Source organism: Kribbella sp. NPDC050820 (genome assembly GCF_040653975.1).
Classification (GTDB): domain Bacteria; phylum Actinomycetota; class Actinomycetes; order Propionibacteriales; family Kribbellaceae; genus Kribbella.
In genome coordinates this window covers 46,146-72,148 of record NZ_JBFAHB010000044.1, presented here as the reverse complement: position 1 = coordinate 72,148, position 26,003 = coordinate 46,146, and the positions used below count along the sequence as shown (strand labels likewise).

The following is a 26,003-nucleotide window of genomic DNA, read 5'->3' as shown; positions in this document are numbered from 1 at the left end:
GATCTGGTCATGCTTGTATTAGCTGAGCTAATTGATCGGGAGGTCGGAGATGGCGGTCGAGATCCGCGAGCTGGAGTGCTTCCTGGTGCTCGCGGACGAGCTCCACTTCGGCCGTACGGCGGAACGCCTGTACCTCTCGCAGAGCCGCGTCAGCCAGCTGCTGCAGTCGCTGGAACGCCGGATCGGCGGGCCGCTGTTCGAGCGAACCAGCCGCCGGGTCGCGTTGACCCCGCTGGGCAAGGAGTTCCTCACCTCGCTGCGACCGGCGTACGCCGCGCTGGAGCGGGTGGTCGAGAACGCCCGCGACTACGCGAACTGCGTGAAGGGCCAGCTCCGGATCGGCTTCCAGGGAACGGCGAACGACCAGATCCTGGCCGCGGTGTCGGAGTTCCAGTCACGCAACCCGAACTGCCTGATCGACACCGTCGAGCTCCCCTTGAACGACCCGTTCGGCGCGCTGCGTCGTGGCGAGGTCGACGCGGCCGTCGTGATGATGCCCGTCGCGGAAGACGACCTCGTCCTCGGCCCGGTCTTCTCCCGCCAACCGCAGACGCTGACGGTCTCCACTCGGCACCCGCTCGCCGGCCGCGAGCACCTCGACGCCGAGGACCTGGCCGGCGAGGTGCTGATCGCCGTCTCCGGCCCGGCACCCGGCTACTGGCGCCAGGCCCAGGCGCCGACCCAGACCCCGGCCGGCGCGTTGATTCACCGCGGCCCGGAGTACCGCACGCTCCAGGAAGGCCTGTCGCTGATCGCCGCCGACCGCGGCGGCATGCTGCTGTGCCACCGCAGCGCCGAGCAGAACCCCCGGGCCGACATCGTCAACATCCCGATCACCGGCGTCGCCGAATCGGCCCTGGTCCTGATCTGGCGCCGCAGCGAGGACACCCCTTCCCTGCAGGCCTTCGCGACGTACCTGAGGTCACGCGAGTCCGAGTAGCTCCACCGACTTCTCGCGCATCTCGACCTTGCGAACCTTGCCGGTCACCGTCATCGGGAAGTCGTCCACCAGCAGGACGTAGCGCGGGATCTTGAAGTGCGCGAGCTTGCCGGTGGCGAAGGCCCGGACGGCGTCGGCGTCCAGCGGGTCGGCCCCGGGCTTGAGCTTGATCCAGGCGCAGAGCTCCTCGCCGTACCTGGCATCGGGTACGCCGACCACCTGGACGTCGGCCACCGACGGGTGGGTGTAGAGGAACTCCTCGATCTCGCGCGGGTACACGTTCTCGCCGCCGCGGATCACCATGTCCTTGATCCGGCCGACGATGTTCACGTACCCGTCCTCGCGCATCACCGCCAGGTCGCCCGTGTGCATCCAGCGGGCCTGGTCGATCGCCTCCGCGGTCTTCTCCGGCTCGTCCCAGTAGCCGAGCATCACCGAGTACCCGCGGGTGCACAGCTCACCCGGCTCACCTCTTTCGACCACGAGCCCGGTGGCCGGGTCGACCAGCTTCACCTCGACGTGCGGCATCACCCGGCCGACGGTCGACGTACGGCGGTCCAGGTCGTCGTCGCGACGGGTCTGGGTCGACACCGGCGAGGTCTCGGTCATGCCGTAGCAGATCGCCACCTCGGCCATGTGCATGTCCGCGACGCACCGCTTCATCACCTCGATCGGGCACGGCGATCCGGCCATCACGCCGGTCCGCAGGCTCGTCAGGTCGTAGTCGGCGAAGTCGGGCAACCCGAGCTCGGCGATGAACATCGTCGGTACGCCGTACAGCCCGGTGCACCGCTCTTCCTGGACGGCGCGCAAGGTCGCGGCCGGGTCGAAGGCCGGCCCGGGAATCACCATGCAGGCGCCGTGCGTCGTGCAGCCGAGGTTGCCCATCACCATGCCGAAGCAGTGGTAGAAGGGCACCGGAATGCACAGCCGGTCCTGCTCGGTGAACGCGATAGTCTCGGTGACGAAGAAGCCGTTGTTGAGGATGTTGTGGTGGCTGAGCGTGGCGCCCTTCGGAAAGCCAGTGGTGCCGCTGGTGTACTGGATGTTGATCGGGTCGTCGAAGGTGAGCTCGGCCTCCCGGGCATGCAGCTCGCCGACCGGGATCCGGTCCGCGGCCGACCGGAGCTCGTCCCAGTCGCCGGTGCCGATGTAAACGGTCTCCTCCAGCGCCGGGCAGTCCGGGCGCACCTCGTCGACCATCGCACGGTAGTCACTGGTCTTGAACTCGGTGGCCGAGATCAGCAGCCGGACGCCGGACTGGTTCAGCGCGTAGGCCAGCTCGTGGGTCCGGTAGGCCGGGTTGATGTTCACCAGGATCGCGCCGATCGTGGCAGTCGCGTACTGCGTGATCGTCCACTCGGCGCAGTTCGGCGCCCAGATGCCGACCCGGTCACCCTTCGCGATCCCGCGGGCCAGCAGACCACGTGCGACCACGTCCACCTCGGCGCCGAACTCGTCGTACGTCCAGCGCCTTCCGGTCTGGACCTCCACGAGGGCGTCGCGGTCGCCGTACCTGCGCATCGTGCGTCTGAGGTTGGCGCCGATCGTCTCCCCCAGCAACGGAACCTCGGACACTCCGGACGCGTAGGAAGGCAGGCTCATAAGGGCAATCGTCACGTGGGCAAGGTGCGCCTGCAAGTGCACGTGCAGCAGGAAACAGGGGGTGGACGGCAAGCAATGTCCTTACCAACTCTCCGTCATTTCCGTCGCGGAGCGTGGTGGGGTGGTTACATTGGTTGGGAGAGGTGTGAGGCATGGGCCGTTCCTTGGAAGGTCAGGCCCGCAGCGATCGGCCGCCGGGACGCACCGCGGAGGCGGCCCAGCGAACCGCTGCGGTGGTCGAACGTGTCCGGGCCCTGGGCAACGTGCTCTGCGACGCGCTCGCGATCGATGTCGACGGCACCGACCTGCAGACCCTGAAACGCGCCCCGCGGCGGGCCCCACCGGCGGTCTCGCCGGCCGATCTCGAAGCGCATCCCGGGCCGGTCTGGGATGCGTTCGTGCCCCACCCACCGGGCCACTTCCGCTGGTGGGGCGCCGACCGGAGGTTCGCGCGTCGACTCGCCGACGCGGAGGACCGGTTCGCCGAGGCGATCGAACGGCACCGGACGGCCGAGGAGAACCGCCGCGAGCGCGTGGCTCGCGCGCTGCGGGACCAGGTCGAGCAACAGCGCCGGCTCGACGAGGCGACCGCGGATCAGCACGCCCGGGTCGACGCCTACCAGCGTGCGGTCGAGGGCCGGGACCGGGCTGCGGTCACGAAGTACTTCCAGAAGGCACTCGATCGGATGGCGGAGCCGCTCGACTTCCAGCGCCGGCGCCGGGTCGGGTACGTCCCGGAGTCGACCCTGCTGGCCGTCGAGTGGGAGCTTCCGGGCGTGGACGTCGTACCGGCCGAGGCGTCGTACCTGTACGACCGGTCGAAGGATGCCGTGGTGGCGGTGCCGCGACCGTCGCAGGAGATACGGGTGCTGTATCAGCAACTCGTTGCCCAGTTGGCGTTGCGTGCCCTGCACCTGGTCTTCGGGAGCGACCGCTACGGCGTGGTGGACACGGTGGTGTTCAACGGGATGCTCGAGTCGGTCGACCTGCCGACCGGGCAGACGGTGCGGCCGTGCCTGATCACGTTGCGGGCGACCAAGGAGCAGTTCCAGGCGCTGGTGCTGGACCAGCTCGATCCGGTCGCCTGTGTGCGGCACTACTTCTCCGCGGAGGTGTCAGGGCACCCGGAGGAGTTGCAGCCGGTGGAGCCGGTGCTCGAGTTCGACCTCGCCGACCCGCGCACGATCGAGCCGGTCGACGTGATCAGCGAGCTCGACAGCCGGCCCAACCTGCTGGAGCTGAGCCCGGAGGCCTTCGAGCACCTGGTCCAGAACCTGCTCACCCGGATGGGCCTGGAGACGCGGCTGTTCCGCCGTGGCAACGACGGCGGCATCGACTGCGTCGCCTACGACCCGCGGCCGATCACCGGCGGCAAGTTCGTCGTCCAGGCCAAGCTCTGGACCCGCACCGTGCCGCCGTCCGCCGTCCGCGACCTCTTCGGCACGGTCGTAGACGCCGGCGCCACCAAGGGCATCCTCATCACCACCAGCGGCTTCGGCCCCTCCAGCTACCAGTTCGCCACCGGCAAACCCCTGCAACTCATCGACGGCACCGCCCTCCTGGCCCTCTGCCACCACCACAACATCCCCGCCCGAATAATCCGCCGCGCTAGTTAAGCATTGTTCAGAAAAGTGGGCATATGGCTGATATAGTGGGCAGTCGGAGGTGGTCGCCGTGCAATTCCCCGAGCCAGTGTCGAGCGTGGTCCCCGGGCTGCACGGTCGCGTTCTCGGCGTTCTCGCCCGGACCGACAAACCACTGACAGGGCGCGCGGTCACCGGTCTGCTCCGCATCTCGGCAAGTCCCAGCGGGGTGCAGAAGGTGCTCGACGAACTGGTCCGGAACGGCATCGTCCTGTCCGAGCCGGCCGGCCGCGCAAAGCTGTACACGCTGAACCGTGACCACGTCGCCTACTCAGCCATCGACACGCTCGCGCGGCTTCGCGAGCTACTGCTCGAACGACTCAAGGCCGAGGCGGAGTCATGGGCGGTGCCGGCCAAGGCGGTGTGGCTGTTCGGGTCAACCGCTCGCGGCCAGGGCGGGACCGACAGCGACCTGGACCTTCTGGTCGTGCGCCCGGACGAGGTCGACGAGTCCGATCCGCGGTGGCTGCAGCAGGTGGAGACGCTCACCGATCGCGCAACACTCTGGTCCGGCAACGCATGTCAGGTCGTGGAGTACAGCGCACAGGAGATCCGCGACCTGATCGACCGAGGCGAGCGCCTGGTCAGCGAGCTCCGCCGCGACGCCGTGCCGGTCGCCGGCAGATCACCCCAACGCACCCTCACCCGAAAGGCCGGTTAGTGGCAGCTCTCGACGAAGCCCGAGCCCACCTGGCAAAGGCCCGCGAGTTCCTCGAAGCCCTGCCGCTCCCGCATTCTTCAGCTCAGCAAGGCGCGACAGCAGTACGACGCTGTCCCGCCTGCTGAAGCTGAAGTCGAAGTCTCAGTACCAGGCGGCCGGGGTGTCGGCCGCAGATGCAGCCAAGAGCACCGACTGGGCTGCGCGACTGCTGGAATCAGCGCAGTCGGTCGCGCCCGGCTAGTTGAGGGGGGATTCGTAGATTTGGATTTCGGTGCCGGCTGGGTCTTCGCCGTCGTCGGGGGCGGTGTAGAGGCGGAGTTTGGTGGCGGTGGTTTCGAGGGCTACGGGGTTGCGGGTGGCGTTGTGGCGGGTGGTGGGGCTGAAGTAGGGGAAGGGGATCTCGTGGAGGATGCGGTTCGACTTGAGGTCGAGGAGGGCCAGGCCGCCTAGGTCGTAGGTGCCGCCGGTGGGGGTGGGGAGGCCGGTGACGCCGCCGCAGAGTTGTTTGCCGCGGGAGACGTAGTCGCAGTCCTGGTAGTCGAGCAGGTGGCTCTCGTTCGGGGCGGACTGCAGTTGGCGACCGGCAGGCGTCCAGTCGTAGAGGGTGCGGGAGCCCCAGCTGACGCCGTGGACCTGGCCGGTGGTGCGGTCGCGGACCACGCCGCCGACGTGGTCCTCGACCCGGAAGCGCTCGGTGACGCGGTAGGTCTTCGGGTCCACGGTGTACACGATCGCGCGTGAGTTCGGCCGGTACTCCGCGACCGGGATCCACACGTCCTTGCCGTCGAAGTCGATCCCGCCCGGGTGGTACGCCGTACCCTCGCCGAGCTTGATGTCCTTCAGCAGGTTGCCCTGCCGGTCCAGGACGAACAGGTGCCCGACCCCCTTGCCCGGGCTCCTGTCGTACCCGTCCACCGGCTGCGGGTACCGCACCGGCGCCTCGGTCACCTCCACGCTGGACAGGAAGATCCGGTCGCCCACCAGCGCGAACCCCTGCGGGTGGTACGTCGGGAACCGCAACGGGATCCGGACCACCTGGGTCCACGCCGTACTGCGGGTGGTGGCTTCGAACGCCCGGGTGACGTCGGAGTCCTTCGGCGTGGCGTTGGCGGTCGTGAGGCCGGTCAGCAGGACACCGGCGAGGGCGATGGGAACGAGGATCCTTCGGCGCATCAGCGTCTCCTTGGGCGTGAATGTGACGGTGCAGTCTCCGGCGGCCGGTTTACGCGTCGGCCGACATCAGGTGACCAGAAATGACAGACTGCATGGCATGGACACTGGGGTGAGCGTTGTCGGGTCGGGACAGGTGAGTGCGCCGCCGGACGTACTGCGGATGACGCTGAGCGTCGGCCATGACGCGGCCGACGTGGCGGCGGCGGTCTCGCAGGTGGCGCAACGGACGGACGCGGTGATCGCGGCGCTGCGGCAGCAGGGAGTCGACGCCGCCGACATCGCGACCAGCTCGGTCCAGGTGCACCCGCAGTACAAGGAGATGGCGGCACCGAGCGGTTTCCACGCGTCGCACAGCCTGACGGTCACCACCACGGACCTGACCGGGTTCGGCCGGCTGCTCAACGCCGCGGTGGATGCTGCAGGCAACAGCCTCGGGCTCGACTATCTGCAGTTCGACGTGCAGGAGAAGGGCCCGCTGCTCACCCGGGCGCGCGAGCTCGCGTTCCGCCAGGCGCGGGAGAAGGCCGAGGAGCTCGCCGGACTGTCCGGCTACTCGCTCGGGTCGGTCACGTCGATCTCCGAGTCGCAAGGCTACTTTCCCGTTCGCGAGCAACTGCAGAGCAAGTCGCTGGGTGGTGGCTTCGACGCGGCGGTCAGCATCAGCCCGGGCGACCAGTCCATTGAGGTCTCGTTGCAGGTGCACTTCTCCTGGGCGTGATGCACCGGATTCCGGTCTAGACTCGTCGCAACTTTCCTGGGGAGGGAACTCATGGTGCTGCAGCGAGCCGTCGTCCCGGCCGTCCTCTTACTGACCCTGGTCGCCTGCGGCGGCTCCGACACCGCCGGGGGCTCGGCGACCTCGCCGACGCCGACTCCGACGCCGACCGCGAGCAGCAGTACGCCGAGCGCCGTACCGACGACTCCGGCGGCGCCACCGTCCAAGGCGCCAGTCGCCCGGACGAAGGCGACGCTGACCAAGGCGCTGCTGGCACTCGAGGACCTGCCCGCCGGGTTCGCGATCGATCCGGACGCGGAGGGCGACGACGGGACCGAGCTGTCGTCGACGAACTCCAAGTGCGCGAAGCTGGTGCAGCTGTTCAACGCCGACGCGACGGCCGGCGCGAAGGTCGGGGCGACAAGGGGGTTCTCCGGCGGCCAGAACGGCCCGTTCGTCGGCGAGACCCTGGAGGCGATGCCGTCCGCCGCGGCGAACACCGCCTACCTGGCCTCCGTCAAGGCGGCGGTGAAGGCCTGTAGCAAGGCCAAGCTCAGCATCGAAGGCGTCGGCAGCTCGACGGTCACGGTCACCGAGGTGGCTGCGCCCAAGGCCGGCACCACTCCGGTCGCGGTCCGGTTCTCGGCGGCGAGCGGGCCGCTGGCGGGGCTCGAGGTGACGTTCGCGTTCGCCGCGCTCGGCGACGTGCTGCTGAGCATGAACTTCGACACCTCGGACATCGAGGAGCCGTTCGTCGACGCGGCCGCGAAGGCGAGCAAGGTGCTGGGGACTTCGACCACCGGCACCTGATCGCGGGGGTTGCGGCGTCGGGGAGACTTCTCCCATGGACGCCGCGCTCGTCACCGACCGCCACTGGAAGACGCCGGCGTCGGCACGTTCCGCAGGCGGTGCGGCGGGTGATCACGCTGTTCGTCCTTGTGATTGGCATCGATCCGAGCCGGACGCTCCGATCGACCGGATCCCGGCGCGTCATGGGCGACCTTGTCAGCCGAAGGGCGACTACTCTCACCGCATGCCTGGTAGCGACCGCCGTCCCGGTGCTGAACGTCGTACTCATCGTTCTCACCTTCAGGGGATGACATGACCTCTGTTTATGCGGTGAGCGACATCCATGGTCACCCGGAGAAGCTCCAGGCGTCGCTGCAGGCGGCCGGGCTGACCGATGCCGATGGCAACTGGTCCGCGGCGGACGCGCGGCTGTGGTTCCTCGGCGACTTCTTCGACCGCGGCCCGGACGGGATCGGCGTACTGCGCATCGTCCGAAAGCTGATCGAGCAGGCGCCGGACGACGCGATCCGGGTGCTGCTCGGCAACCACGAGATCCTCGCGCTCGGGATGCACAAGTTCGGCGACATGTTCGTCCCGCACGAAGGGATCACCACCCGCAGCTTCGAGCGCTCCTGGGCCCTGAACGGCGGCCAGGACCGCGACCAGGAGCTGCTCACCGACGACGACGTCGAGTGGCTGCTCGACCGCCCGATGCTCGGGCTGGACGCTGGTCACCTGCTGATGCACTCCGACACCATGGAGTACGTCGAGTGGGGGGACACGATCGACCAGATCAACGCCGCCGCAAGCGCGGACCTGCACAGTGACGACATCGTGGTCTGGTGGGAGGTCTGGCGGCGGATGACGTCGCGGTACGCGTTCCGCGGCCGGAGCGGGCCGCAGGTCGCGTCGATCATGCTCCAGCACCTCGGCGGCCACCGGATCGTGCACGGCCACAGCATCATCGCCGACCAGCTCGGCATCGACCCGGCCTACCTCACCGAACCGCTGCTGTACGCCGACGGCCTGGTCCTCGGCATCGACGGCGGCGCCTTCGACGGCGGCCCGTGCCTCGTGGTCGAGCTCGAACCGCTGTAGCGGGAATGCCGTCGACCCCTCCCGGGTTGTTGAAAAGTTGACGGTGAACCACGCTCTTGGGAGACGTTGATGGCTGTGCAGAAGATTCCCGGTCCGGACCACCCGATCACGATCGCGAAGAACCCGGACCGAGTGGTGGTGAAGGCCGGTGACCAGGTGATCGCGGACACCCGGGACGCGCTGTCGCTGCAGGAGGCGAGCTACCCGGCGGTGCAGTACATCCCGCGGGACGACGTCGACCTGACGCTCCTCGAGCGCACCGACCACCACACGTACTGTCCGTACAAGGGCGACGCGTCGTACTACAGCGTCCTGCCCGCCGGCCAGACCGGGGTGAACGCGGTCTGGACCTACGAGCAGCCGTACGACGCGGTCGCCGACATCCGCGAGTACCTGGCCTTCTACCCAGACAGGGTGTCGATCGAGATCATCGCGGACTGAGGAACTCTCGCAGCACCGGCGCCAGGATCTCCGGCGGCACGACGTGGTCCTGGTCGGCCAGCTCGCGCAGTGACGCGGCCGGCAGTTCCTTCACGATCCGGTGCGCCGCGTCGACCATGAACGGCGGCGACGCGGTCCCAGCGACGACGAGGGTCGGCTGCATGAGCTTGGCGAGCAGGTCGACCGGCACTCGTCCACCCGGTGCGGCGTGGTCCATCACGGCGAAGTCGTACGCCAGGGTCGGGGCGAGGTCGGCGACCCCCGGAGCGGCCGCGGTCTCCACGGCCGCTTCCTTCGGCATGCCCGCCATCAGCAGGAAGAGCTCGACGGCCTCCTGCCGACGCCCTTGCGTGATCAGGTCGATCACCTCCGCGCCGTCCTCCTCCGTGTCCACGTCGTCCGGTCCGTACGGCGGCTCGTGCAGCACCACGTGCGTGAACGGGAGCCCGGTCCCCGCGGCGATCGCGACGAGCCCTGCGCCTGATGAGTGCCCGTAGACGGCCGCCGTACCACCGACGGCTGTGAGCAGCGCGCCGATGTCGTCCACCTCGCGCAGCACGCCGTACGGCGTCCGGTCGCCGCTGTCACCGCGGCCGCGCCGGTCGTACGTCACGACGTCGAAGTCGCCGGCCAGCTCGTCGGCCAGCGGCCGCAATGCGCTCCGGTCGCACAGCGCGCCAGGGACCAGGATCAGCCGCGGGCCGCTGCCCTGGCGTTCGTAGGCGATCGTCGTACCGTCAGCCGAAGTCACCGTCTGCATGTCGTCCTCCTCAGGGCGTTGTCGGTGACGTCGGAGCCGCTGTGCGAACTTCGACATAATCTCTGGCGCCGGGTCACGCCCGGGTGATTCACTGCGTCGCGATGATCAGCAGAGTCGACGAGTATCTCCACGCGGTCCCGCTGTCCGGCGCTGTGGCCGAGCAGGTCGGTCCGTTCACGCTTTTCCGCAGTACGACGGTCTGGCCGTACTACGCGCGTCCGGTGCCGGGCGCAGGGGTCACGATCAAGCCGGACGATGTCGCCGTACTGCGGTCGCGGTGCGAGGAGCTCGGGATCCCGGTGAGTTTCGAGTGGGTCGTCGACACCTGCCCGTCGCTCGGTCCGGCGGCCGCGGCGGCCGGGCTCTCCGTGGTCGAGCACCCGTTGCTTGTCCTCGAGCGCGACCAGCTCCGGCCGGCCACGGTGGAGGCCCGGTGCGAGATCCTGTCGGCGGACGACGCCGTACTGCGGCAGGCCCGGGCGGTCGCGTCACTGGCTTTCGGCGACCCCGGTACGGCGGTCGGCGCGGCCGGACCGCAGGAGCGCGACGCGAAGGCTTCTGAGGTGGCCGACGACTTGATCGAGGCAGTGTTGGACCGGGTCCGCCGCGGTGTGACGGTGTCCGCGGCCGCGTTCACCGACGCCGGCATGGTCGCCAGCGGCCAGCATCAGCCGGTCGGCACTACAACGGAGATCGTCGGCGTCGGCACGCTCCCGTCCATGCGCCGCCGCGGCCTGGCCGCCGCCGTGACCAGCGTGTTGGCCGAGCACGCCTTCGCCAACGGCGTCGACCTCATCCTGCTCTCCGCCGAGACGAGGGCCGTCGCCGCCGTCTACGAACGCGTCGGCTTCCACCGCATCGGCACCGCCGCAGCCGCGGAGTAGGTACCGTTGGAGGGATGAGCACCACCGACCGGAGCCGCCCGCGTACCCTTGCCGACGCACTGCGTACCTGGGATGACTCTGCGCTCGGGCGGTTGCTGCAGCGGCGGCCCGACCTGGCGATGCCGATCCCTGCGGACACCGGTCAGCTGGCGGCCCGGGCGACGACGAATGCGTCGGCTGCGCGGGCGATCAACCGGCTGGATGAGTTCGGCGTCGATCTGCTGGAGTCGCTGTCGGCGTTGCCTGAGCCGGTGCGCCTGGCGGACTTGGCAGCTGGTGTCGACCAGCCTGTTGACGTGGTCCGGCCGCGGATCGAGGGGCTGCTCGACCTGGCGCTGGTGTGGGGTGGCGAGGACGACCTGCGGCCCATCCGCGCGGTGCACGAGCTGCTCGGGCCGACACCTGCCGGGCTGGGGCCGGTCACGACGCGGCACTTCGGTGACCTGGACAAGCTGATCGATGAGGCCGGTCCGGACGCGCGTGCGGTGCTGGACAAGCTGACCTGGGGTCCGCCGACCGGTTCGGTGGAGAAGGCTGAGCGTCCGGTGACGATCGCCTCGGCGCGTACTCCGGTCGAGCGGTTGCTCGCGCGCGGTCTCGTCGTACCGAAGGATGCGAACACCGTTGTGCTGCCGCGGCAGATCGGGCTGCATCTGCGTGGCGGGCGGGTGTTGGCGTCGACTCGGCCAGTGCCGCCGCCGTTGGACGGCAAGCGGGTCTCGGCTGCGATCGGCGATCGGGCGGCGGCCGGTGCTGCGCTCGATCTGGTGCGTCTTGTCGATCGTGCGCTGGAGCAGCTCGGCACTGAGCCGCCGCCTGTGCTCCGCACTGGCGGTGTAGGTGTCCGGGAGCTGCGCAGTCTGGCCGGCAAGATCGGTGCGGAAGAGCAGACGGCTGCTGCGGTGCTTGAGGTCGCTTACGCTGCCGGGCTTGTTGCGGCGGTGGAGGTCGGCACCAGTGAGCTCTGGCTACCGACTAGCTCGTACGACGATTGGCTGGAGCTCGGACTCGCGCACCGGTGGGCGCAGCTCGTCATGGCCTGGTTCGCCGGGCTCCGGGCGATCGGACTGATCGGCCGGCGGGACAGTGGCGGTGCGACGGCTGCCGCACGTGAGCGGCTGATCAACGCGCTGGCGCCTGACCTGGAGCGGCTGCTCGCTCCGGAGATCCGAGTGCTCGCGTTGCAGGCGTTGGCCGAGGCAGAAGCTGGTACGGCGCCGGCGACGGAGTCTGTGATCACCTGGGTCGCCTGGCACCGGCCGCGGCGTGGTGGGCAGTTCCGGGACGAGCTGGTCGAGTGGACGATCGCTGAGGCGGCTTTGCTCGGTCTGACTGGCCTTGGGGCCCTGGCGAAGCACGCACGGCCGCTGCTCGGGGCAGAGCCGACCGCTGAGGACCTGGCTGAGGCGATCAGCCCGCTGGTCCCCGAGCCGGTGTCCGAGGTGCTGCTGCAAGCGGACCTCACTGCGGTCGCGCCGGGCCCACTGGTCCGTGTGGTGCAGGACGAGCTGTCCGCGATGGCCGATGTGGAGTCGCACGGTGGTGCGGGTGTCTACAGGTTCAGTGAGAGCTCAGTACGGCGTGCCTTCGACCTCGGACGGACCGCGGACCAACTGCACAAGTGGCTGGCGGAGCACTCCCGGACACCGGTCCCGCAGCCGCTCACGTACCTCATCGACGACGTTGCGCGGCGTCACGGCGTACTCCGGCTTGGCACGGCGTCGACGTACCTGCGCTGTGACGACGAGCACGTGCTCACGCACCTGCTCAGCTCGAACCTGCCGGGGATCCGGTTCCGGCGACTGGCGCCGACGGTCGTGGTGTCGCCGTCGCCGCCGGACATGGTGCTGAGCCGGTTGCGCGAGGCCGGTCTGGCGCCGCTGGCGGAGACGTTCGACGGGGTGGTGCACGTGACGACCGCGGCGACCCGACGGGGTGAGACTCCACGTCGCCGTACCAGCCGGGACTTTGTCGACAGCCATCTGGACCTCACGGACGACCAGGTGAAGGCCGTCATCGAGAAGGTCCGCGCCGGCGACCGCATCGCCGCCGAACGCCCCACCGACGAGGGCCTGATCGAACCCACCGCCCCCGCCGAGACCATCGGCATCCTCTCCAACGCCGCCGAGGCCCACACCCGCACGTGGATCTCCTACGTCGACCACAACGGCACCAGCTCCGAACGCATCGTCGAACCCGTCCGAGTAGCCGACGGCTGGCTCACCGCCTACGACGAAGGCGCCGACCAACCCCGCACCTACGCCCTCCACCGAATAGCCACCGCCCGCCCCGTCGATTGATCGCCTCAGGCACAATGGAAGGTCGGGGCGACGATGGGAGTTGGGTGTGACGGACGGTCCCTTGATTGTGCAGTCGGACAAGACTTTGTTGTTGGAGACTGCGCATGCGGACGCTAATGAGTGCAGGAAGGCTATTGCGCCGTTTGCCGAGTTGGAGCGGGCGCCGGAGCATGTGCACACCTACCGGCTGACGCCGCTGGGGCTGTGGAACGCGCGGGCCGCCGGGCACGACGCGGAGCAGGTCATCGACGTGCTGCTGCGGTACAGCCGCTACCCCGTCCCGCACTCGCTTCTCGTCGACATCGCCGAGACTCTGGACCGCTACGGCCGACTGCGGCTGGAGAAGCACCCGCAGCACGGGCTGGTGCTGGTGACGACCGACCGCCCGGTGCTGGAAGAGGTGCTGCGCAGCAACAAGGTCAAGCCGATGATGGGCGCCCGCATAGACGACGACACCGTCCTGGTGCACCCGTCCGAGCGCGGTCACCTCAAGCAGACCCTGCTCAAGCTCGGCTGGCCGGCCGAGGACCTCGCCGGGTACGTCGACGGCGAGACGCACAAGATCGACCTGGTGCGTGAGGGCTGGGACATGCGCCCGTACCAGCAGCAGGCGGTCGACTCGTTCTGGCACGGCGGCTCCGGCGTCGTCGTACTGCCCTGTGGGGCCGGCAAGACGATCGTCGGCGCGGCCGCGATGGCGCAGGCGTCCGCGACCACGCTGATCCTGGTCACGAACACGGTGTCCGCGCGGCAGTGGAAGGACGAACTGCTCCGCCGGACCAGCCTGACCGAGGACGAGATCGGCGAGTACTCCGGTGCCCGCAAGGAGATCCGCCCAGTGACCATCGCGACGTACCAGGTGATGACGACCCGCCGGAAGGGTGTCTACACGCACCTGGAGCTTTTCGACGCGCGCGACTGGGGCCTGATCGTGTACGACGAGGTGCACCTGCTGCCGGCGCCGATCTTCCGGATGACCGCCGACCTGCAGACCCGGCGGCGGATCGGCCTGACCGCGACGCTCGTCCGGGAGGACGGCCGCGAGGGTGACGTGTTCTCGCTGATCGGCCCGAAGCGGTACGACGCGCCGTGGAAGGACATCGAGGCGCAGGGCTGGATCGCTCCGGCCGACTGCGTCGAGGTGCGGGTCGACCTGGAGCAGACCGAGCGCTTCGTGTACGCGACCGCCGAGCCGGAGGACCGCTACCGGCTGGCCGCGTCGACCCCGGCGAAGTCGAGGCTGGTACGGCGGATCGCCGAACACCACGCGGACGAGCCGCTGCTGGTGATCGGCCAGTACATCGACCAGCTCGACGAGCTCGGCGAACGGCTGGAGTGCCCGGTGATCAAGGGCGAGACGACCGTCCGCGAACGCCAGCGGCTCTTCGACGCGTTCCGGGCCGGGGAGATCTCCCGGCTGGTGGTCAGCAAGGTCGCCAACTTCTCCATCGACCTCCCGGAGGCGTCGGTCGCCATCCAGGTCTCCGGCACCTTCGGCTCCCGCCAGGAAGAAGCCCAACGCCTGGGCCGAGTCCTCCGCCCCAAAGGCGACGGCCGCACCGCCCGCTTCTACTCGATCGTCGCCCGAGACACGGTAGACGCCGAGTTCGCCGCGCACCGCCAACGCTTCCTCGCCGAACAGGGCTACGCCTACACCATCGTCGACGCCGAAAACCTCTTCGCCTGACCTCAGGAAGGAAAGAAGCTGGAGGGGGAAATCGTGGACGCGGAGAACCTCTTCGCCTGAGCCGAATGGTGCAGCTCGACAGGAGGTGTCGGGTCAGCCAGGAGATCGCGACGCTGACCTCCGGCGCCAGTTGGTGGGCTCGTGCGGACACCTCCTGTCCATTTGTCCCGTCAGCCGGCGAGTCGCTGCGCCAGCGCAGCACGGATCGTGGCGACAACCCACTCAGGGGCGCCGATCACCTGTTCGTAGGTAAGCCGGAGCACCAGCCAGCCGGCCGCCACCAACTCGTCGTACCGGTGGCAGTCGGCAGCGAAGTCGCGCCGGGATCCGTGGAACTCCCAGCCGTCTGCTTCGAGCGCCAACCGGGCCTCGCGATGTCCCAGGTCGACCCGAGCCCGGAAGCGGCCGTTGGATACCAGGACCTGCGGCTCGAAGCCGTCGATGCCCTTCTCGATGAGGAGCGCCCTGAGCATGGACTCGAGGAAGCTACCGGACAGGCCCGTCGCGACTGCCGTCGTCCTCCGGGCGTTCGGGCATCCGGGACCCCGCATCGCTGCTGTCGCGGCAAGGAGTTCGTCCTGGCTGAGGTGTCCGGTGGCGAGGGCGGCATCGGCGACAGCGAGTGCCTCGGCGAACGGGAGAATGCGGCAGCAGTCGACGACGGTCCGCAGCAGTGACGTGATCCGGTGCCGGCGTTCGTCGACGAGAGTCGGGGCCCAGTGCAGAACCGCGGGCGGTCCCGGGCGTGGACGGCGTTTGGGCGGAACGGTGACATGCGGCTTCTCCGGCTGCACGAGGAGCGGGAGACCCAGCGCCGCCGCAGCGGTGGTGTGCGAGAGGACGCCGTCGTACGCGAGAGCGGCCGTCTTGTCCGTCCGCAGGCCCGGCACAGCGTAGACGCCTTGAGCGATTCGCTGCAGCTCACCCCGCTCGAGCGCGGCCGCGATCGCCTTGCGGGATGTCACCTGCAGCAGCTCGGACAGCGTCGTCCATCCACCCCGTCGTACCAGCATCTCGCCGAGCGTTTCCATCCGAAGGATGGTGCCCGAGATGGGTCGACTCGCGTCGTGCCTTGTCCACAGGAACAGCTCGACAGGAGGTGTCTCCGCCCGACCGTTCTCGTCCCGCTCAGCGACCGGCCGGCGTGCCCTCAGTGGACCTGTACGTCCTGTCGAACTACTCGCCCAGGCGGGTGTGGATGCCGTTGAAGTGTTTTTTCATCGAGCGGGCGAAGGCGTCGGGGTCGGCGGTCTGGAGGGTGTTCAGGAGGTCGCGGTGCCAGGCGGCGGCGTCGGCTGGGGAGTAGCGGGCGCCGGGGAGACGAGCGTCGACCTGGGAGAAGGTTCGCCAGAAGACTGACAGCAGGTCGATGACCAGGGCGTTGCCCAGGGGTTCGTAGAGGGCCTGGTGGAAGGCCCAGTCCTCGTCAGGGAAGTACTTGCCGTCGGCGGCCTTGGCCTCCATCGCCTGGACGATCGGCTCCAGGGTGTCGTACCCGTGGGAGCTGAAGTGGGCGACGACGTCGTCCGCCAGGCCGACCTCGATGGCCTGGCGGACCTCCAGGACGTTCTGGACGTCGCGGAGGTCGCCGGCCATCGACTGCGACATCCGGAACGCGAGCCCGTCCTCCAGCGACTGCAGCGACACCTCGCCGACGTACGTCCCGTACCCGTGCCGGATCTCGATGATGCCGACCGCCTGCAGCGCCTTCATCGCCTCCCGCAACGGGTGCCGCCCGACGCCGAGCTGAGCCATCAGCTCCTGCTCGTTGGGCAGCGGGTCACCCGCCTTCAGCCCGCGCTCCAGGATGTACGACTTCATCTGGTCGCGAATGAAGGACTGATTCCCCGCCGCACCCCGTGCCCGGCTGAGCCCACCCGTCGTCACTGCCGGCCTCCTCAGAAACTTGGAACCGTTCAGTGTAGTCCGGCGCGCTCGAGCAAGGGCCGGATCGCCTCGATCTCCGCGTCGTCCAGCGGGATCGACGGGTATGCCGTCACCGGGCAAGCGATCACGCCGAGCAGATACAGCCCCGCCTTGAACGCGCCTAGCGCGGCCGAGCTAGCCCCCATCCGCCCGCGATCCGCGACGTCGATGATCTCGAACAACCTGATCAACCGGTCCTGCTCGGCCCGTGCCGCCGCCAGGTCCCCAGCAGCAACCGCGTCGTACAACCGCACGTACCCGGCCGGATCCACGTTCCCCAACCCGGGTACGACGCCGTCGACACCGAAGGCCAGCGACGAGTCGACCGTCACCTCGGAGCCGGTCATCACCGCGAACCCGGACAGCCCGGCGTCTCGCCGGTCCAGCACCAACCGACGAAGGCTCGTCTCCTGTCCGCTGGAGTCCTTCACCCCGGCGATGACCCCGCGCTGACCGAGCGAGATCATCAGCGACGCCGGCAGCTTCACCCCAGCCCGCGGCGGGATGTCGTACGCGTACAGCGGCGTGTCCCCGGCCAGCGAGGCCAGCCGGACGAAGTGCCGCTCGATCTCGGCCGGATGCGTGGCGGCGTAGAACGGCGCGGTCGCGACCAGCCCATCCACACCCGCCTTCATCGCGGCAGACAGATGGGCGCCGGCGCGGGCGGTCGACGTGTCGATGACACCGGCCAGCACCGGCACCTGACCGGCCACCTCGGTCACGGTGGTCTCGAGCACGACCTGCCGTTGTTCGTCGGTCAGGAACGTGCCTTCGCCGGAGGTGCCGAGCACGAACACCCCGTTCACACCACCGGTCAGCTGATGGTCGATCAACCTGGCCAGCGATGCGGTGTCGACGTCGTACTCGGGTGTGAGCGGGGTGACGAGCGGCGGTAGGACGCCGGTCAACTGGGCGGAGTCGGTCAAGGGGTCTCCCAACCTCAAAGGGCGAACATGGCGAAGCGCAGGGTGGCGAAGGACGAGGTCTCACCGGCCTCGTAGAAGATCCCGGCCCGGCCGTCGGGCAGCAGGACCAGGTCGGAGTACCCGGCCATGCCCTCGTGGACGACCAGTTCAGGCCCCCACGACTGACCGGAGTCCTTGCTGACGAACACGGTCAGCTCACGGCGACTCGACGGGTTGACGGGTGTCGACAACAACAGGCGGCCGTCGGGCAGCGCGAGCATGCTCCCCTGGATCCCCGGCGCGGTGATCTCCGGGATCCCGGCGTACGGCGCGTCGAGCGTCGCACCGCCGTCCGAGGACCACGCGTGCACCCGGGCCGGCCCGGTCCCCTGGTGGTTGCGGGCGTTGAAGTACAGCCGTCCGTCCGGAAGCTCGGCCACGGTCGTCTCGTTGGCGTTGATCTCCGCGCCGTCGTTGCGATCCACGAACCCGACCGACCAGGTGACACCGCCGTCGTCGCTCACGATGCAGTGCCCGCCGTTCAGCCGGATCAGGTCGTCGACAGGCTCGGACGGCACGAAGGAGTGATTCGCCGGTACGACGAGACGCCCGGCCGTCAGCGCGATCCCATGACACGGCCCGGTCGCGTACCAACCCCAGTCGGCCGGCTTCACCTGCGAGGTGATCTCGACCGTCGGGCTCCACGTCGCACCGTCGTCCGCGGACCGCTGCACGAACACCCGCCGCCCGGACTCGGGATCGGTGCCGCGGGCAAGCGACATCTCCACCGCGTCGGCGCCGTTCTGCACCGTGACCAGCACGATGTCGCCGCTCGCCGGGTCGATCACCGGCACCGGGTTCCCGCAGGTCTTGCCGGGCACCGCGGACACTACCTGCAGCGGCAGCCAGGTCTGGCCGCCGTCGAGGGAGCGCCGCAGCACGACCTCGATCTCGCCGGCGTCGCCGGACCCGTGCAGCCGTCCCTCACAGAAGGCGAGCACGAGCGGCCCCCGCGCCAGCACGGACGGGATCCGGAACGTGTGGTAGCCGCTGTGCGCCGGATCGAAAACGATCTGCGCGCCGACTCTTGAAGACATAGGACGTACTATGTCATGGTGTGGCCCTCCGATGGAAGTGAGGCCTCATGCCAGTCAGCAGAAGAACATTCCTCGGCGGCGGCCTGGCCGTCGCCGCTGTCGCGGTCACCGGTACGCCGCTGCTGGCCGGGTGTGCTTCGGACAAGAAGAACACGGCCGCCGCCAACCTGGCCGTGAAACTGCCGACCTACACCAAGTACGGCGACATCAAGCCCGACCTGCCCGGCACCGACGTCGTCCTGGACGGGTTCCTGAAGTACCCGGCGAACCCGGTCCGCGCGATCGCCGAGGCGCCCGGCGACGGCAAGCCGATCACGTTCATGACGAACATCCCCGGCGCGATCCCGCCGGCGGCGGACAAGAACCAGTTCTGGCAGGCGGTCAACCAGCGGCTCGGCTCCGAGCTGCAGATCAGCATGGCCTCGAACGACGAGTACAAGGACAAGTTCGCCACCCGGATCGCCGGCGGCGACCTGCCGGACATCCTGAACATCCCGGTCGACACCGTGCAGATCCCGGGCCTGGTCAAGGCCAAGTGCATGGACCTGACCGAGCAGCTGTCCGGTGACGCGGTGAAGAAGTACCCGTTCCTGGCGAACATCCCGACCGAGTACTGGAAGGGCTGTGTCTTCAACGGCGCGATCTACGGCGTCCCGGTGCCGCGCGGCATGTCCCGGACGTCGCTGCCGCTGTACCGCGCGGACCTGCTGGCCGCGAAGGGCATCAAGGACCCGGCGCCGAAGAACTTCCAGGAGTTCCTCGACCTGGCCAAGGAGATGACCGCGGCCAAGCAGAACAAGTGGGCCTGGACCCGGGTGCCGCTGTCGACCATCCGCCAGATGCTGATGATCCCCAACATCTGGAGGGAGGAGGGCGGCAAGTTCACCTCGATGTACGAGCACGAGGCGCAGCTCGAGGCGCTCGAGGCCGGCCGCAAGATGGTCGAGGCCGGGGTGATCAACCCGGACGCGTTCAACGACAAGGCCAGTGCCCGCAAGCAGTGGTTCAACGGCGGTATCGCGGCGTTCGACTACGACAGCTTCGTCGCCTGGAACCAGTACTACTCCGACAACACCGCCGGTGACGCGTTCTCGGTGAACATGCTCGACGTACCGGGCTTCGACGGCGGTCAGGGCGCGCCGTGGATGGGCTCGGCGCTGAACAACATCACGTCTTTCAGCAAGGACAGCAAGCACTCGGCCGACACGCTGCTGAAGATCGCGAACTGGATGGCCGCACCGTTCGGCACCGAGGAGTACCTGTTCCGCAAGTACGGCGTCGCCGGCCGCCACTACGCGTTGCAGGGCACGGACCCGGTGCCGACCAAGACCGGTGTGGTCGAGACCGGCATCGGCCTGCAGTACATCAGCGACTCCGCGCTGGCGCTGTACTGGGCCGGCAAGCCCGACGTGCCGCAGAACCAGCACGCCATCCAGCAGAAGGTGGCGGACCGGCTCGTGTACGACGCGTCGTACGGCCTGTACTCCGACACCCAGTCGAAGAAGCAGACCCAGCTGGCCAAGACGATGACCGACCTGGAGTCGCAGATCGTGCAGGGCAAGAAGCCGGTGTCGGACTGGACCGCGGCGGTGCAGACCTGGAAGTCGTCCGGCGGCGACACCATGCGCGGCGAGCTCGAGAAGGCCTTCTCCGAGGCGGCAGGGAAGTAGATGCTCCAGCGATCCACCACGCGACAGCAGCGGCTCGGTCTGGGGCAGCGACTGCTCCGGGACAAGGTGCTGCTGCTGTTCGCGGTGCCCGGGACCGCGCTGATCATCGCGTTCCACTACGTGCCGCTGCTGGGGAACGTGATCGCGTTCAAGGACTACCAGCCGTTCCTCGGCATCGGCGGCAGCGACTGGTCCGGCTGGTCGAACTTCGGCGTGATCTTCAACGGCGACCCGGCGTTCCTGCGGGCGTTGAAGAACACCCTGATCCTGACCTGCCTGCAGTCGGTCTTCGTGTTCCCGGCGCCGATCCTGCTGGCCCTGCTGCTGAACTCGCTGTTCTCGGAGCGGATCAAGCGGATCGCGCAGAGCATCCTCTACCTGCCGCACTTCATGTCGTGGGTGATCGTGGTCGCGCTGTTCCAGCAGATGCTCGGTGGCAGCGGGTTGCTGAACAACTACCTGCGATCGCATGACCTGGCGACGATCAACATCATCGGGAACTCCGAGTTGTTCCACGTGCTGCTGACGTCGCAGATCATCTGGAAGGACACCGGCTGGGCGACGATCCTGTTCCTGGCCGCGCTGTCCCAGATCGACTCCCAGCTGTACGAGGCGTCCAGCGTGGACGGCGCGAGCCGGATGCGGCAGCTGTGGCACGTCACGCTGCCGGGGCTGCGCGGGATCATCATCCTGCTGTTCATCCTGCGGCTCGGCGACTCGCTGACCGTCGGCTTCGAGCAGATCATCCTGCAGCAGCAGGCGGTCGGCCGGGACGTCAGTGAGGTCCTGGACACCTACGTCTACAACAACGGCGTGATCGGCGGCGCCTGGGGCGTGGCCGCCGCGGTCGGCCTGGTGAAGGGCCTGGTCGGCGTGGCCCTGGTGCTGGCCGCGAACAAGGTGGCGCACATCTTCGGCGAGCAAGGGGTGTACCAGCGATGACACGCAAGATCGTGCAGGGCGTGCCGATGCCGTCCTGGCCGATGCGGATCTTCAAGGGCCTGGTGCTGCTGGTGTTCTGCGCGGCGGTGATCCTCCCGTTCGTCGGGGTGATCTCGACCAGCGTGGCGCCGAACAAGCAGATCAACGAGTCGGGCGGGCTGGTGCTGCTGCCGGAGTCGATCAGCTTCGCGGCGTACGAGTCGCTGTTCGCCGGCGGCGTGGTGACGCAGGCGCTGTTCATCAGCGTCTTCGTCACCGTGGTCGGGACGCTGCTCAGCCTCACCGTGTCCTGCCTGCTCGCCTACGCGCTGTCCCGGCCGTCGTTCGTGGCCGGGCGGCCGATCCTGCTGGTGATCCTGTTCAGCATGTTGTTCTCCCCCGGCATCATCCCGACGTACCTGGTGGTCAAGGGGGTCGGGCTGCTGGACAGCATCTGGGCGCTGATCGTGCCGACGATGGTCAGCGCGTTCAACGTGATCGTGCTGCGGGCGTTCTTCATGAACCTGCCGGGCGAGCTCACCGAGAGCGCAAGGATGGACGGCGCCGGCGAGCTGAAGATCTTCGGCTACATCGTGCTGCCGCTGTCCAAGGCGGTGCTGTCGGTGATCGGCCTGTTCTACGCAGTGGCGTACTGGAACGCGTTCTTCAGCGCCCTGCTGTACCTGAACGACAGCAAGCTGTGGCCGTTGCAGCTGGTATTGCGGACGTACGTCATCAACGACACCCAGCTGGGCAGCGCCGAGCTCGGCACCGAGTTGCTGCCGCCGCAGGCGTCGATCCAGATGGCCATCCTGGTCGTCTCGATCGTCCCGATCCTGCTGATCTACCCGTTCCTGCAACGACACTTCGCCAAGGGCGTGCTGACGGGGGCCGTGAAGGGTTGATCCCAACCGGGTGACGGGTGCGTCACGAACTGTCGCCCGGGGGATTGCCCAGGGGCAACGCCAGGGTTTCGCCTGGGCAAATCCCGACCGAACGCCAGGTACCGTCGAAAGTTATGGGGACGCAGGCGCTCGAACGGGTGGGGATCGATGGGGAAGACGAGGGGCGGGACGCAGGCAGGCGGCCCGCGCCGGTCGTCTGGCGGGTGGTACGGGAAGCGATCCTGCTGGCCACGCTGTTTCTGGTCTACAGCGCGGGCCGGCAGATCGCCGCGAAGCACACTGGGTCGGCGTTCGACCATGCCCGGGAGATCCTCGCGCTACAGAACTGGCTGCACCTGCCGAACGAGGCATCGATCCAGCACGCGGCGCTGAAGGTCCCGCAACTGGTCGAGGGAGCGAACGTCTACTACGCGAGCGTGCACGCCCCGCTGACCGCGTGCGTGTTGCTCTGGCTCAGCATCTGGCGACCGCGGGCGTACACCCACGTCCGCTGGACGATCGTGTCGTTGACCGGACTGGCCCTGATCGGGCACATCGTGTTCCCGCTCGCACCGCCGCGGATGATGCCGGGGTTCGTCGACACCGGCCTGCAGTTCGGCCTGTCGGTGTACGGCGCCGAGCGGTCCGGCGGCGTGGCCAACCAGTTCGCCGCGATGCCGAGCCTGCATGTCGGCTGGGCCGCCCTGATCGCGCTGTCGATGATCCTGATCACCCGGACGCGCTGGCGCTGGCTGTGGCTGCTGCACCCGATCATCACGTTCGGAGTCGTCGTGGTGACCGCCAACCACTACTGGCTGGACGGGATCGTCGCTCTGCTGCTGCTCGCGGTCAGCCTCCCCCTGCTGCTCCGCCCCGGCATGCACGACGACCTGCGAGCCCGAAATTCGGTTTCCCCGAGCAGGGTGCTCAAGTAACGTAGCTGGGCTTCCCCCACCCCTGCCGGAGGTTCGCTGTGCCCCCTGATACGTACGACACCCTCCAGGCCGAGAAGGACTACCTGAAGACGTCCCGTGCCGCGCTGGCGGTGATGCGGGAGAAGACCGGCTCGCTGGAGATCCACAGCGCCGACCGGGTCAACCAGGAGTTCTTGAAAGCCGCGATCTGGCGGCGGATGAAGGAGCTCGAGGACGACCCCGAGGTGCCGCTGTTCTTCGGCCGGCTGGACTACCTCGAGCCGACCACCGAGACGTTCCACATCGGCCGCCGGCACGTGAACGACGCGCTCGGCGAGCCGCTGGTGGTGGACTGGCGAGCAGACATCTCGGTGCCGTTCTACCGGGCCAGCCGGACCGAGCCGATGGGCGTCGGGATCCGGCGGCGGTTCGGCTTCACGCACGGCGAGATGACCGCCTTCGAGGACGAGGACCTGACGGCCGCAGCGCCGACCGACGAGCACAGCGACATCCTCGACGCCGAGATCGAGCGCCCGCGCTCCGGCCCGATGCGCGACATCGTGGCGACCATCCAGCCCGAGCAGGACGTGATCGTCCGGGCCGGCGTCGACGACACCATCTGCGTCCAGGGGGCGCCCGGGACCGGGAAGACCGCGGTCGGCCTGCACCGCGCGGCGTACCTGCTCTACGCCTACCGGGACCAGCTCAGCCGCGCCGGTGTCCTCGTGGTCGGGCCGAACGCCAGCTTCCTGCGCTACATCGGTGACGTCCTCCCCGCGCTGGGTGAGATCGAGGCGAAGCAGACGACTGTCGAGGAGCTGGTCGCGCGGGTCCGCGTGACCGGGCCGGGGCCGGCGGCGGTCGACGTACTGAAGGGTGACGCCCGGATGGCGGAGGTGTTGCACCGGGCCGTGTGGTCGCAGGTGCAGCTGCCGAAGGAGGCGCTGGTCGTGCCGCGTGGGGCGCATCGCTGGCGGGTTGCGGCGTACCAGGCGGAGGAGCTGGTCAGCGAGCTGCGGACCCGAGGCATTCGGTACGGCGCCGGTCGGGCGATGTTGCCGCAGCGGCTGGCCCACGCCGTGCTGCTCCGGATGGAGGCGGCCGGTGACTCCCCCGACGACCGAGTGCAGGACGCGGTCGCGCGCAGCCGTCCGGTCAAGCAGTACGCCGAGGCGCTCTGGCCGGCTGTGGACCCGGCGAAGCTGGTGTTCCGGCTGTTCACCGACCCGGAGTTGCTGGCCGAGCACGCCGACGGGATCCTGACCGCTGAGGAGCAGGAGCTGCTGCAGTGGGACAAGGCGCCCCGGTCGGTCGGCGCGGCGAAGTGGTCCGTCGCCGATGCCACTCTGATCGACGAGGTCGCCGATCTGGTCGACCGTACGCCGTCACTCGGGCACGTGGTCCTGGACGAGGCGCAGGACCTGTCGGCGATGCAACTGCGGGCAGTCGGGCGTCGATGCTCGACCGGCTCGATGACTGTGCTCGGTGACATCGCGCAGGGCACCACACCGTGGGCGACACCGTCCTGGGACGAGGCGCTGGGGCACCTGGGCAAGACCGGCGCCCACACCGAGGAGCTGACCGCAGGCTTCCGCGTGCCCGGTCAAGTGATCGAGTACGCCGCCCGTCTGCTGCCGTCGATCGCCCCACACCTCACCCCGCCCACTGCAGTACGGCGCTCGCGCGGTGAGCTCGCCATCACGCGCGTACCCGACAGCCTGGTCGCGGCCGTGTCGACCGTCCACGAGGTGTCGTCGCGCCTCGGATCGATCGGCCTGATCGTCCCGGACGCCCTGGTCACGGCGACCCGGAAGGCCTTGCAGGACAAGGGGATCCCGTTCTCCGTGCTCGGTGACGAGGACGACGTCGACGCGCACCTGGACGTCGTACCGGCGTCACTGGCCAAGGGTCTGGAGTTCGACCACGTGGTCCTGGTCGAGCCGGCCAGCATCGTCGCCGGTGAGGCCGACGAGCGCACCGGGCTCCGCCGCCTCTACGTCTGCCTGACCCGTGCGGTCACGTCGCTTGCCGTACTGCACAGCGAGGACCTGCCCGCAGTCCTACAGACCGCCTGACCGCCGCACCGGCCGGAGCGCCCGGAACGGTGGCACCGGTCGACCCTCGACCCTGGCCTGTGCACAGGCCAGCCGCCAGCGGCCGTACCCGACGGTCGCGCGGACCCCGCGCAGCTGGTCGTCGTCGGGCTTGCCGTCGATCACTCGGGTGGCGGCGGCGTACGCAGCCTGGGCCGCCTGCAGATCCGTCGCGGCCTCCTCACCGAGGCCGTCCTTGGTCAGGCCGGCGGAGTCGAGCTCCGCACCGAACCGGGCGACCTCCTCCCGCGCCAGGGCTCTCCGCTCCTCCAGCGTGTCCGGCTGCGGGTCCTCCTCCGGCTCGGGCTCCTCCTCAGTCTCCTGACGCAACCGCCACCACCACACCGCCGCGCCGCCTCCCGCAAGCAGGCCCAGGGTGATCAGGAACGCCACCAACCAGCCCGGCACCCCACTGGACGACTTGGGTACGTCGAGCTGGTCCAGCACCCCGTTGAGCGTCCCGACCGGGTCGGACCGGCCGTGCTCGCGCAGCTCCTCGGCCAGCACGCCGTCGATCGGTGAGGTGACACCGACGGCCTTCGCCCAGGTGATCCGGTCGCCGAACACGACCAGGTAGATCCCGTCCGACGCCTGCTTGTAGGCGACCGTGTCCACGAACGCCTCCGCGGACATCTGCTTGTCCCGGCGCCCGTCGTCGAGCGCCTCCTCCGGCAGTACGGCGATCCGGATGGCCGGGTCGTAGTCCTCGACCCGCTCGGCCAGCTTGGCGGCCTCCTCGTCGGAGACGAGCACGCTCTGTGTCGGGTCGACGTACACCGGTGAGGTCTTCCAGCCCTCGACCACGGAGTTGGGGTCGCCGGCGCTCGTCATCGTCGAGGTGAGCAGCATCAGCGCGGCCAGGAAACGCATGCCGCTAAGCCTGCCTCAACGGGGGTG

At 68.9% G+C, this 26,003-nt stretch carries 23 protein-coding genes; 15 read left to right on the top strand and 8 right to left on the bottom strand.

Going from position 1 to position 26,003, the window contains the following annotated elements:
• The first annotated feature begins 49 nt into the window (after positions 1-49).
• The gene (locus AB0H36_RS30605; RefSeq protein WP_360531192.1) at positions 50-940 is read left to right on the top strand and encodes a LysR family transcriptional regulator; all 891 of its coding nucleotides are present in this window, start codon (positions 50-52) and stop codon (positions 938-940) included.
• Here AB0H36_RS30605 and AB0H36_RS30600 read toward each other — a convergent pair.
• A complete protein-coding gene (locus AB0H36_RS30600; RefSeq protein ID WP_360531189.1) occupies positions 923-2,545 on the bottom strand; it encodes an AMP-binding protein in 1,623 nt (540 codons plus the stop codon). The two genes, AB0H36_RS30605 and AB0H36_RS30600, sit on opposite strands and share 18 nt — an antisense overlap.
• Positions 2,546-2,697: 152 nt before the next feature.
• Between AB0H36_RS30600 and AB0H36_RS30595 the strand changes: the two genes are divergently transcribed.
• Entirely contained in the window at positions 2,698-4,161 is a 1,464-nt protein-coding gene (locus AB0H36_RS30595) for a restriction endonuclease (RefSeq protein ID WP_360531186.1), read from the top strand.
• A gap of 58 nt (positions 4,162-4,219) precedes the next feature.
• Complete coding sequence (locus AB0H36_RS30590; protein WP_360531183.1) at positions 4,220-4,849, top strand: nucleotidyltransferase domain-containing protein; 630 nt, start codon at positions 4,220-4,222, stop codon at positions 4,847-4,849.
• 237 nt (positions 4,850-5,086) lie between these two features.
• Here the strand turns inward: AB0H36_RS30590 and AB0H36_RS30585 are convergent, their stop codons facing one another.
• Positions 5,087-6,022, bottom strand: coding sequence for a DUF6454 family protein (locus tag AB0H36_RS30585; RefSeq protein WP_360531180.1), 936 nt, complete (start codon positions 6,020-6,022; stop codon positions 5,087-5,089).
• Positions 6,023-6,119: 97 nt separating this feature from the next.
• Between AB0H36_RS30585 and AB0H36_RS30580 the strand changes: the two genes are divergently transcribed.
• From AB0H36_RS30580 to AB0H36_RS30565, 4 genes are all read left to right on the top strand, one after another.
• Positions 6,120-6,740 (top strand): SIMPL domain-containing protein, encoded by a 621-nt coding sequence (locus AB0H36_RS30580; protein ID WP_360531177.1) that lies wholly within the window; start codon positions 6,120-6,122, stop codon positions 6,738-6,740.
• Positions 6,741-6,791: 51 nt separating this feature from the next.
• Positions 6,792-7,547 carry a hypothetical protein gene (locus AB0H36_RS30575; RefSeq protein ID WP_360531174.1) on the top strand — a complete coding sequence of 252 codons (756 nt, stop codon included), beginning with the start codon at positions 6,792-6,794 and terminating at the stop codon, positions 7,545-7,547.
• Positions 7,548-7,838: 291 nt separating this feature from the next.
• Entirely contained in the window at positions 7,839-8,624 is a 786-nt protein-coding gene (locus AB0H36_RS30570; protein WP_360531171.1) for a metallophosphoesterase, read from the top strand.
• Between the two features lie 69 nt (positions 8,625-8,693).
• Complete coding sequence (locus AB0H36_RS30565; RefSeq protein WP_360531168.1) at positions 8,694-9,065, top strand: DUF427 domain-containing protein; 372 nt, start codon at positions 8,694-8,696, stop codon at positions 9,063-9,065.
• Here AB0H36_RS30565 and AB0H36_RS30560 read toward each other — a convergent pair.
• Positions 9,052-9,825, bottom strand: coding sequence for an alpha/beta hydrolase (locus AB0H36_RS30560; RefSeq protein WP_360531165.1), 774 nt, complete (start codon positions 9,823-9,825; stop codon positions 9,052-9,054). The two genes, AB0H36_RS30565 and AB0H36_RS30560, sit on opposite strands and share 14 nt — an antisense overlap.
• A 101-nt stretch (positions 9,826-9,926) precedes the next feature.
• On the opposite strand from AB0H36_RS30560, the gene AB0H36_RS30555 reads away from it, so the two are divergent.
• The 3 genes from AB0H36_RS30555 to AB0H36_RS30545 are packed head-to-tail and all read left to right on the top strand — an operon-like array spanning position 9,927 to position 14,696.
• On the top strand, positions 9,927-10,709 hold the full coding sequence (locus AB0H36_RS30555; RefSeq protein WP_360531162.1) for a GNAT family N-acetyltransferase: 783 nt from the start codon (positions 9,927-9,929) through the stop codon (positions 10,707-10,709).
• 14 nt (positions 10,710-10,723) lie between these two features.
• Positions 10,724-13,009 carry a helicase-associated domain-containing protein gene (locus AB0H36_RS30550; protein ID WP_360531159.1) on the top strand — a complete coding sequence of 762 codons (2,286 nt, stop codon included), beginning with the start codon at positions 10,724-10,726 and terminating at the stop codon, positions 13,007-13,009.
• A gap of 46 nt (positions 13,010-13,055) precedes the next feature.
• Positions 13,056-14,696 carry a DNA repair helicase XPB gene (locus tag AB0H36_RS30545; RefSeq protein WP_360531156.1) on the top strand — a complete coding sequence of 547 codons (1,641 nt, stop codon included), beginning with the start codon at positions 13,056-13,058 and terminating at the stop codon, positions 14,694-14,696.
• A gap of 170 nt (positions 14,697-14,866) precedes the next feature.
• On the opposite strand, the gene AB0H36_RS30540 is transcribed toward AB0H36_RS30545, so the two are convergent.
• The 4 genes from AB0H36_RS30540 to AB0H36_RS30525 form a co-directional block, all read right to left on the bottom strand.
• Positions 14,867-15,727 carry a DUF559 domain-containing protein gene (locus tag AB0H36_RS30540; RefSeq protein ID WP_360531153.1) on the bottom strand — a complete coding sequence of 287 codons (861 nt, stop codon included), beginning with the start codon at positions 15,725-15,727 and terminating at the stop codon, positions 14,867-14,869.
• Positions 15,728-15,872: 145 nt separating this feature from the next.
• Positions 15,873-16,583, bottom strand: coding sequence for an FCD domain-containing protein (locus AB0H36_RS30535; RefSeq protein WP_360531150.1), 711 nt, complete (start codon positions 16,581-16,583; stop codon positions 15,873-15,875).
• Positions 16,584-16,612: 29 nt separating this feature from the next.
• Positions 16,613-17,548, bottom strand: a complete 936-nt coding sequence (locus AB0H36_RS30530; protein ID WP_360531147.1) for a dihydrodipicolinate synthase family protein — start codon at positions 17,546-17,548, stop codon at positions 16,613-16,615.
• 14 nt (positions 17,549-17,562) lie between these two features.
• Complete coding sequence (locus AB0H36_RS30525) at positions 17,563-18,624, bottom strand: sialidase family protein (protein WP_360531144.1); 1,062 nt, start codon at positions 18,622-18,624, stop codon at positions 17,563-17,565.
• Between the two features lie 47 nt (positions 18,625-18,671).
• Here AB0H36_RS30525 and AB0H36_RS30520 point away from each other — a divergent pair, with 47 nt between their 5' ends.
• The 5 genes from AB0H36_RS30520 (at position 18,672) to AB0H36_RS30500 (ending at position 25,088) form a co-directional block, all read left to right on the top strand.
• The gene (locus AB0H36_RS30520; RefSeq protein WP_360531141.1) at positions 18,672-20,294 is read left to right on the top strand and encodes a substrate-binding domain-containing protein; all 1,623 of its coding nucleotides are present in this window, start codon (positions 18,672-18,674) and stop codon (positions 20,292-20,294) included.
• On the top strand, positions 20,295-21,236 hold the full coding sequence (locus AB0H36_RS30515; protein ID WP_360531138.1) for an ABC transporter permease subunit: 942 nt from the start codon (positions 20,295-20,297) through the stop codon (positions 21,234-21,236).
• Positions 21,233-22,120, top strand: coding sequence for a carbohydrate ABC transporter permease (locus tag AB0H36_RS30510; RefSeq protein ID WP_360531135.1), 888 nt, complete (start codon positions 21,233-21,235; stop codon positions 22,118-22,120). Before AB0H36_RS30515 ends, AB0H36_RS30510 begins: the two co-directional genes overlap by 4 nt.
• 113 nt (positions 22,121-22,233) lie before the next feature.
• On the top strand, positions 22,234-23,034 hold the full coding sequence (locus AB0H36_RS30505) for a phosphatase PAP2 family protein (RefSeq protein ID WP_360531132.1): 801 nt from the start codon (positions 22,234-22,236) through the stop codon (positions 23,032-23,034).
• 38 nt (positions 23,035-23,072) lie between these two features.
• Entirely contained in the window at positions 23,073-25,088 is a 2,016-nt protein-coding gene (locus AB0H36_RS30500; RefSeq protein ID WP_360531129.1) for an AAA family ATPase, read from the top strand.
• Here AB0H36_RS30500 and AB0H36_RS30495 read toward each other — a convergent pair.
• Entirely contained in the window at positions 25,074-25,976 is a 903-nt protein-coding gene (locus tag AB0H36_RS30495; protein ID WP_360531126.1) for a hypothetical protein, read from the bottom strand. The two genes, AB0H36_RS30500 and AB0H36_RS30495, sit on opposite strands and share 15 nt — an antisense overlap.
• Positions 25,977-26,003: the final 27 nt, after the last annotated feature.